This window comes from uncultured Dialister sp. (assembly GCF_900541605.1).
Classification (GTDB): domain Bacteria; phylum Bacillota; class Negativicutes; order Veillonellales; family Dialisteraceae; genus Dialister.
Genome location: NZ_UQKJ01000104.1, coordinates 1 through 6,857, shown reverse-complemented (window position 1 = coordinate 6,857; position 6,857 = coordinate 1). Strand labels below are relative to the sequence as shown.

The window sequence follows — 6,857 nt, the reverse complement described above, 5'->3', positions numbered from 1 at the left end:
TGCTGATCGCTGAACTGTCACTATATTCCATGTTGTGAGTTACTTGTATTCTGAGGGAAAAATTAATTTACACACAAATCTGGACTTGACTGTCCGGCCGAAGCACATTCATCTCTAAGGGGGCACGTGATTACCGATATTTTCAATAAGCAGCAAGATTCAGTTGTGAATCCTTACTGCGGCGCTTCCAAACTTTGTGCGCCGCGCCTTCCCCTCAGCCTCTTTAGCCACCTCACTCACTTCAGCCACCTTACACACGCTGTATATGGATTAGTTTCTTTCCTGTTGGGCGTCATTCCTTCTTCAATTCATCTGCGGTAAATGCCGCCGGAAAGATTTCTTCCAGTGTATAGAGGCGGTAGTCGTTCTCCGACTTCCCGCAGATAATGAGGGGCACCCGGAATTCCGCCAGCACCTGCCGGCAGATACCGCAGGGCATGGTGTAATCGTCGGGGCTCCCGATGATGGCGATGGCCAGAAAGTCCCTCTTCCCATCGGCAATGGCGCTGCCCAGGGCATTCCGCTCCGCGCAGAGGGAGGCGGGGTAGGATACATTTTCCATGTTGCATCCGGTGTAGATGGAGCCATCTCCTGCCATCACCGCTGCCCCTACGGGGTATAAAGAGTAGGGGGAGTAGCTGTTTTTCCTTGCCTCCAGAGCTTTGGCAAGGAGGTGCCTTATTTCTTCAGTCTCCATTTTCCGCCGCTTCCAGCTTGCCTTCCGTCACGATCCGGGAAAGGCCGCAGGCGCCAAGGATATCTTCCTCCGCCTTCCGCATGGCCTTCTTTTCGTCCGGGTCATAATGGTCGTACCCCAGGATATGGAGGAACCCGTGGACCGAAAGGTAGGCCATTTCTCTTTCCTTGCTGTGGCCGAATTCCTTTGCCTGTTCTACGGCCCGGTCCAGGTTGATGACAATGTCCCCCAGTGCCTTTTCTTCTTCCGGCACGTCGTCTTCCCCTTCGTTCAACGCAAAGGAAAGTACGTCCGTAGGGGCGTCCACGTTCCGATAATCCCGGTTCAGCTCATGGATGGTATCGGCATCGCAGATGAGGACGCTGATTTCTGCATCCTCCGGTACTTTCTGGAGTTCGGCCCCCTTGGAAAGGACCATATGAATCAGTTTTTCCAGGTCTTCGCTGTAAAATTTCATGTCGCTGTAGTTAATTGTGATTTCCATGGTCACTGCCTCCGTTTTTGACTTGTTTTCTGGCATCCTCTTCATAGGCATGGATGATGGCGGCCACCAGGTCGTGCCGCACCACATCGTCTTCACTGAAATGGACATGGCCAATGTCCTTTACGTTCTTCAATACCCGTTCCGCATCGATGAGGCCGCTCTTCACATGGGGCGGCAGGTCGATCTGGGTGACGTCGCCGTTCACCACCATTTTGGACCGGAATCCGAGGCGGGTAAGGAACATCTTGATCTGCTCCACCGTGGTGTTCTGGGCCTCATCGAGGATGACGAAGGATTTTTCCAGCGTCCGCCCCCGCATGTAGGCCAGGGGGGCCACTTCGATCTGCCCTTTCTGCTGGAGCCGGAGGAACTCTTCCGGTCCGAACATGGCCAGAAGCCCGTCGAAAAGGGGCCGCAGGTAGGGGTTCACCTTTTCCTGCATATCCCCGGGAAGGAATCCCAGTTTTTCCCCGGCCTCCACCGCCGGCCGCACCAGGATAATCCGCTGTACATCATGGTTTTTCAGGGCAAACGCCGCCAGTGCCACGGCGAGGTACGTTTTCCCTGTACCGGCCGGGCCGATGCCGAAGGTGATGGAGTTTCTTCGTATGGTATCCACATACAGTTTCTGGCCCAACGTCCTTGGGCGGATGGGGGTCCCGTTTTTGGTGAAATTGATGATATCCCCTTCCAGGTCCTCCAGCACCTGATCCTTTCCTTCATCCAGAAGGGGTCATGACCAGCCGCACCTGCCTTTCGGACAGGCGAATCTGCTCGTGTACCATGTGGCGGAGATGTTCCACCACATGGACCGCTTTTTCGACGGCTCCTTCTTCCCCTTTGATGCGGATCAGGTTGCCCCGTCCCGAAACATCGATGCCGTACCTTTCTCCTATGACTGAAAGATAGGAACTGTCCCTTTCAAAGAGATGGGCCGCTTCCTGCTGGTCCCTGATGACGATTTCTTCTATCCGTTCCGTAGCTGTTAATCCTTTCTGTATTTCTATACATTCTATGCCCCATGGTTTCGGGCATTCATTTCAAAAGATGGCGGACCGCCTTTCCATCGAGATAATCGCAGAGACAGCCCTGGGTCACATTTCTTTCTTCCATGAGCCTGTCGATGCGGTCCTTCACTTCCCACCAGGGTGAGCCGCCGTTCACGGAAAGCGTATTTCCGCCGGATGCCCGGCCCACGATCCGCTGCACCACGATGTCCTTCCGGAGGTACGAGAGAAAAAGAATGGCCCGCTCCATGTATTCTTCCATGGACAGCAGTTTCACTTCGCCCTTCTCATACATCCGGGCCAGGGGCGTCCCCTTCACGATATACAGGGAATGGAGCTTCACCTCTGTCACCGGCAGGGCGGAAATAATCTTTGCCGTTTCCACCACATCCAGCCGGTCATCCCAGGGCAGGTCCGCTATTACATGGGTGCACTGTCCGAACCCGTATCGGCCGATGCGAAGGGCTCCGTCGATGTACTCCGCCAGGCCGTGGCAACGGTTCAGGATAGAGAGGGTATGGACATTGCTGCTCTGGAGGCCCAGCTCCAGGGTCACATCCTTTCCATACCGAAAAGCGCAGTCCTTTAATATATCCAGATACCGTTCATGGATGCAGTCGGGCCTGGTGGATACATCCACTCCCACCACATCGGGATGGGCCATGGCCTCTTCCACCCAGCTTTTGAAATCAGAAGGGTCGGCGTAGGTATTGGTAAAATTCAGGAAATAGGCGATAAATTTTTTCGCCTTGTACTTCGGTCCCACGTGGGCCATACTCCGATTGAGCTGGCTCGTAATGTCCATGCCCACGGCCTTCGTCTCATAATCGGCGCCGATGGATCCGCAGAAAATGCAGGCCTTTGATGACAGGGTACCATCCCGGTTCGGACAGGTCACGGGAAGGGAAATGGGGATCTTATAGACCTTTTCCCCATATTTCTTTTTCAGATAGTCAGAATAGTTCTGATAACGTTCCATAGTTCTCCTATTGCATGCAATGAACAGTTATTCAATTTAATTATATACCATGGAATCCACCCGTAAAAGGAGGAAGTCCGCCGATGGTCCCGCAGCGGGCTGCTTACGGATAGAGGCACGAACCTTGTGGCGGCTGGCCGCCCCAACGGATTTGCATGCCGGCGGATAGCGTCATTCCCACGGAAGCTTCCAGCAGCCAGAAGCCCCCGTTCCTGATGACTCTGCAAACAGGCAGGCTGACCGCCAGGCCCCGGATTTCTTCACAGTAAGGACACAGGCGCTTTACACTTTTCCCCGCTCCCATTACAATGAAGGAAATGACAGGAAAAGAGGAACAGCCATGATACGAATTGCCACTGCCCAATTAGATGTGATTCCCGGAAATATCCGGGAGAACTGGAACCGCATTGAGAAAGAAATCGCCTGGGCCCGGTCCCAGGGGGCGGATATGCTGGTGCTCCCGGAAATGTGCCTCACAGGATATCTCATCGGAGACCTGTGGGACCAGAATGCCTTTCTCCGGGAATGTGAATCCTATAACCGCCGGATCGCATCGGCCGCCAGGGACCTGGTCATCGTATGGGGCAGCTGCGCCGTGGATTGGGAAAAGACCAATGATGACGGAAGGCCCCGGAAGTACAACGCCGCCTTCGCCGCTCAGGGGGGGCATTTCCTTTTCCCCGAAAACAGCAGCCGCCCTTTCACGATAAAGACGCTTCTTCCGAACTACCGCTGCTTCGATGACCGCCGGTACTTCACGTCCCTCTTACAGCTGGCCCAGGAAGAAGGAAAATCGCCGAAAGACCTGCTTTCCCCCTTCTCCCTTCCCCTGAAAGAAGGAACCCTTCGGACCGGTATCCTCCTCTGCGAAGACAGCTGGGATGAAAACTACCATTTCTCCCCCATGGAAATGCTGGCAGCAAAGGGCATTTCCCTTTTCCTCAATCTGTCCGCTTCTCCCTTCACCCTTGGGAAGAATGATAAACGGCACCGCATGCTCCAGGGCTCCCTCTCCCGCCTCCATGTGCCCATGATCTACGTGAACCGGAGAGGTCTTGAGAATAACGGGAAAACCTGCTACACCTACGACGGTATGACCGCCTCCTACGACAGGAATGGAAACCTTCTCGCCGAAGCCCGACCCTATGAAGATGCCCACTCCCTCTTCTCCTTTTCCTCCGAAGACCGCCGCCCGGAAAGCGTTTCCCCCATGGTTCCCTGCAAGGAAGACATGCTCCTTCCCGCCCTCCGCTACGGGGTCCGGAAATTTCTGGAATCCATCGGCCAGGACCGGGTGGTTATCGGCATTTCCGGTGGCATCGATTCTGCCGTAAACGCTGCCCTCTACCGATCCATCCTCCCGCCGGACAAGGTTCTTCTTGTCAATACGCCTACCCGGTTCAATTCCGAGCTCACGAGGGACCTGGCCGAAGGACTGGCCCGTAACCTGGGATGTGCCTACCACATCATTCCTATCGGCCATTTCATCGATGAAACCGCAGAGTCCCTGGAAGCCCTCCCCCTCATGGATGGGGATATCCATCTTACGGGGTTCATGAAAGAAAACATGCAGGCCCGGGACCGGAGCAGCCGCATTCTCGCCGCCCTGTCCGCCGCTTTTGGCGGTATCTTCACCTGCAACGCCAACAAGACAGAACTCACCATCGGTTATGGTACCCTCTACGGCGACCTGGCCGGCGCCCTGGCCGCCACGGCGGACCTCTGGAAATACCAGGTCTACCAGCTGGGCCGGGCCCTCAATGGATGGTACGGAAAGGAAATCATTCCGGAAGGTATCTTTACCGTGAAACCCAGCGCCGAGCTCTCTGAAAACCAGGACGTCACCCGGGGTCTCGGGGATCCACTGATTTATGAGTATCACGATTTCCTGCTGAAGAGCTTTGTGGAACCCTGGCAGAGGAATACGCCGGAAGAAATTCTGGGCTGGTACATGGAGGGAACCCTGGAAGAGCACATCGGATGTACGGTAAAGGTGAATGACCTTTTCCCGGCCCCCTCTGATTTCATCAAAGACCTGGAAAAATGGTGGCACCTTTTTGCGGGATTCGCCGTGGCCAAGCGCATCCAGGCGCCGCCCCTCATCGCCATCAGCCGCCGGCCCTTCGGGTACGACCTCCGGGAATCCCAGATGGCCCCCTATTACACGGACCGGTATCTGGAAATGAAGGAACGCCTCCTCCATGGAAACGAAACCGCTAAAAATGCCAGATAACGGCAGCCCTGTCTTTTAACAGAATCCAAAAGCACTGATGAATTCGCAAATCCGATTTCATCAGTGCTTTATCAGTTGTATTCTTTATTTTTTAATGCCCCGCAGGCAGAAGAGGGGCGTCGGATCATACTCCCATTCCCTGGAACGATGGACCTTTTCCCGGATATCCTCTTCCACAGAGCAGCTGCAGAACCCGATTTTCTGCAGCATACCCAGATCCCAGAGGGGCCTCCAGTGGGTGCTGATGCGGATAGAATCCTTCAGTTCCTCGCAGGTTTCAATGAGAGAAGCCGCCACCCCGTGATGGGCATTCTTCGCTATACCGGCGGTAACCCTGAAATCCATGGTGCCGTAATCGGAATCAAAATTCAGCAGGACCCCTCCCCTTTTGAGAACCCTGTACCAGGAGCGGTAGGCTTTTGGCACATCCGGCAGGTTCCATGTCACGTTTCTGGAAATCACGGCGTCAAAGCTTTCTTCCCCAAAAGGAAGATCCATCACATCGCCCCTGACGAAACGGATGGAAACCCCTTCTTTTTGGGCATTCTTTTCTGCCTCCTCAAGCATGGAAGGAGAAAAATCCAGTGCCGTCACACTGGCTCCGGCCTTTGCCAGGATGATGGCCAGGAAAGCGGGGCCGGTCCCGGCATCCAGAATCCGGAGATCGGGCTTTTTCGGAAGCCTGTCCATTAGGAACTCCTGCCAGCACAATGCGTCATCACTCTCCAGTTCCTTCTGCCGGAGGGCACTGTAGGCCTGGCTTCGCCGGTTCCAGTAATTCCTGTTCTTCTTCTCAAAGTCTTCCATATGATTCCCCCTTTATCTTCATGTCCTTTCAACTGGGAGATAGCTGAACCCCCTCTTTATGGTCCCGTATATGCATTTGGAAATGCACCCCTTCAGTCGCCTCCGGCGCCAGCTCACCCTACGGGAAAGCGACTCACTACGATTTGCGCGTCGCTATCGCTCCTTCAAATGGTACAGGCCCTATACAAAAAGACTCTGAAAAAGCGTTTTCGCCTTTTCAGAGTTCTTTGTATACGGTTTTACTGCAATGCTTCATCAAAAGCCTTTACCACTGCCGCCTTGATGGTATCGTAGTCCATGCCCGGCTTTGCTTCGAACTGCTTTTTCCCGTCAATGAAAAGGCTGGGAACATAGTAATAGTCTTTTCCATAGGGTTTTGCCAGTTCCGGCTGGGTGGTTTCATCGATTTCTTCTACCGGAACGGACTTATACTTTTCTTCCCCATGCAGTTCTTCGATAGCCTTTCTGGCCTTGGCGCAGTAGGGGCATCCGGGAATCTTTATCATAATAATTTTTTTCATAGGATTTCCTCCTTTAATTAATATATTTATATCTCTAGATGCATTGTACTATGGAAAAACCATTTGCGCAAGAAGAAAGGCCAATTTCAGTTTGTCGAGCTGTTGGTATTCGGTGTTGACGGGGAGAGT

The 6,857-nt window shown here is 53.9% G+C and carries 7 protein-coding genes and 1 pseudogene; 2 read left to right on the top strand and 6 right to left on the bottom strand.

Annotation, left to right across the window (positions count from 1 at the left end; all coding sequences use genetic code 11):
• Window positions 1-292 precede the first annotated feature (292 nt).
• The 3 genes and pseudogenes from QZR21_RS07360 to QZR21_RS07350 form a co-directional block, all read right to left on the bottom strand.
• Window positions 293-697 carry a cytidine deaminase gene (locus QZR21_RS07360; protein ID WP_296096567.1) on the bottom strand — a complete coding sequence of 135 codons (405 nt, stop codon included), beginning with the start codon at window positions 695-697 and terminating at the stop codon, window positions 293-295.
• Entirely contained in the window at window positions 687-1,181 is a 495-nt protein-coding gene (ybeY, locus tag QZR21_RS07355) for an rRNA maturation RNase YbeY (RefSeq protein WP_296096563.1), read from the bottom strand. Before ybeY ends, QZR21_RS07360 begins: the two co-directional genes overlap by 11 nt.
• A pseudogene (locus QZR21_RS07350) lies at window positions 1,165-1,827 on the bottom strand (PhoH family protein); the annotation flags it as partial. The pseudogene QZR21_RS07350 and the gene ybeY, both read right to left, overlap by 17 nt.
• 130 nt (window positions 1,828-1,957) lie before the next feature.
• Here QZR21_RS07350 and QZR21_RS07345 point away from each other — a divergent pair.
• Window positions 1,958-2,083 (top strand): hypothetical protein, encoded by a 126-nt coding sequence (locus tag QZR21_RS07345; RefSeq protein ID WP_296974667.1) that lies wholly within the window; start codon window positions 1,958-1,960, stop codon window positions 2,081-2,083.
• A 133-nt stretch (window positions 2,084-2,216) separates the two neighbouring features.
• Here QZR21_RS07345 and QZR21_RS07340 read toward each other — a convergent pair whose 3' ends face one another.
• Entirely contained in the window at window positions 2,217-3,167 is a 951-nt protein-coding gene (locus QZR21_RS07340) for a TIGR01212 family radical SAM protein (RefSeq protein ID WP_296096560.1), read from the bottom strand.
• Between the two features lie 340 nt (window positions 3,168-3,507).
• Between QZR21_RS07340 and nadE the strand changes: the two genes are divergently transcribed.
• A complete protein-coding gene (gene nadE / locus QZR21_RS07335; protein ID WP_296096558.1) occupies window positions 3,508-5,400 on the top strand; it encodes an NAD(+) synthase in 1,893 nt (630 codons plus the stop codon).
• Between the two features lie 84 nt (window positions 5,401-5,484).
• Here nadE and QZR21_RS07330 read toward each other — a convergent pair whose 3' ends face one another.
• Together QZR21_RS07330 and QZR21_RS07325 are read right to left on the bottom strand one after the other, a co-directional pair.
• Window positions 5,485-6,207: a class I SAM-dependent methyltransferase gene (locus QZR21_RS07330; RefSeq protein WP_296974662.1), complete on the bottom strand. Its 723-nt coding sequence runs from the start codon at window positions 6,205-6,207 to the stop codon at window positions 5,485-5,487.
• A gap of 239 nt (window positions 6,208-6,446) precedes the next feature.
• Window positions 6,447-6,728: a glutaredoxin family protein gene (locus tag QZR21_RS07325; RefSeq protein ID WP_296096554.1), complete on the bottom strand. Its 282-nt coding sequence runs from the start codon at window positions 6,726-6,728 to the stop codon at window positions 6,447-6,449.
• Window positions 6,729-6,857 lie beyond the last annotated feature (129 nt).

Excerpts from the sequence above, each read along its gene's own strand:
- QZR21_RS07360 (WP_296096567.1), bottom strand. The coding sequence starts at position 697 with ATGGAGACTGAAGAAATAAGGCACCTCCTTGCCAAAGCTCTGGAGGCA.
- ybeY (WP_296096563.1), bottom strand. The coding sequence starts at position 1,181 with ATGGAAATCACAATTAACTACAGCGACATGAAATTTTACAGCGAAGAC.
- QZR21_RS07340 (WP_296096560.1), bottom strand. The coding sequence starts at position 3,167 with ATGGAACGTTATCAGAACTATTCTGACTATCTGAAAAAGAAATATGGG.
- nadE (WP_296096558.1), top strand. The coding sequence starts at position 3,508 with ATGATACGAATTGCCACTGCCCAATTAGATGTGATTCCCGGAAATATC.
- QZR21_RS07330 (WP_296974662.1), bottom strand. The coding sequence starts at position 6,207 with ATGGAAGACTTTGAGAAGAAGAACAGGAATTACTGGAACCGGCGAAGC.
- QZR21_RS07325 (WP_296096554.1), bottom strand. The coding sequence starts at position 6,728 with ATGAAAAAAATTATTATGATAAAGATTCCCGGATGCCCCTACTGCGCC.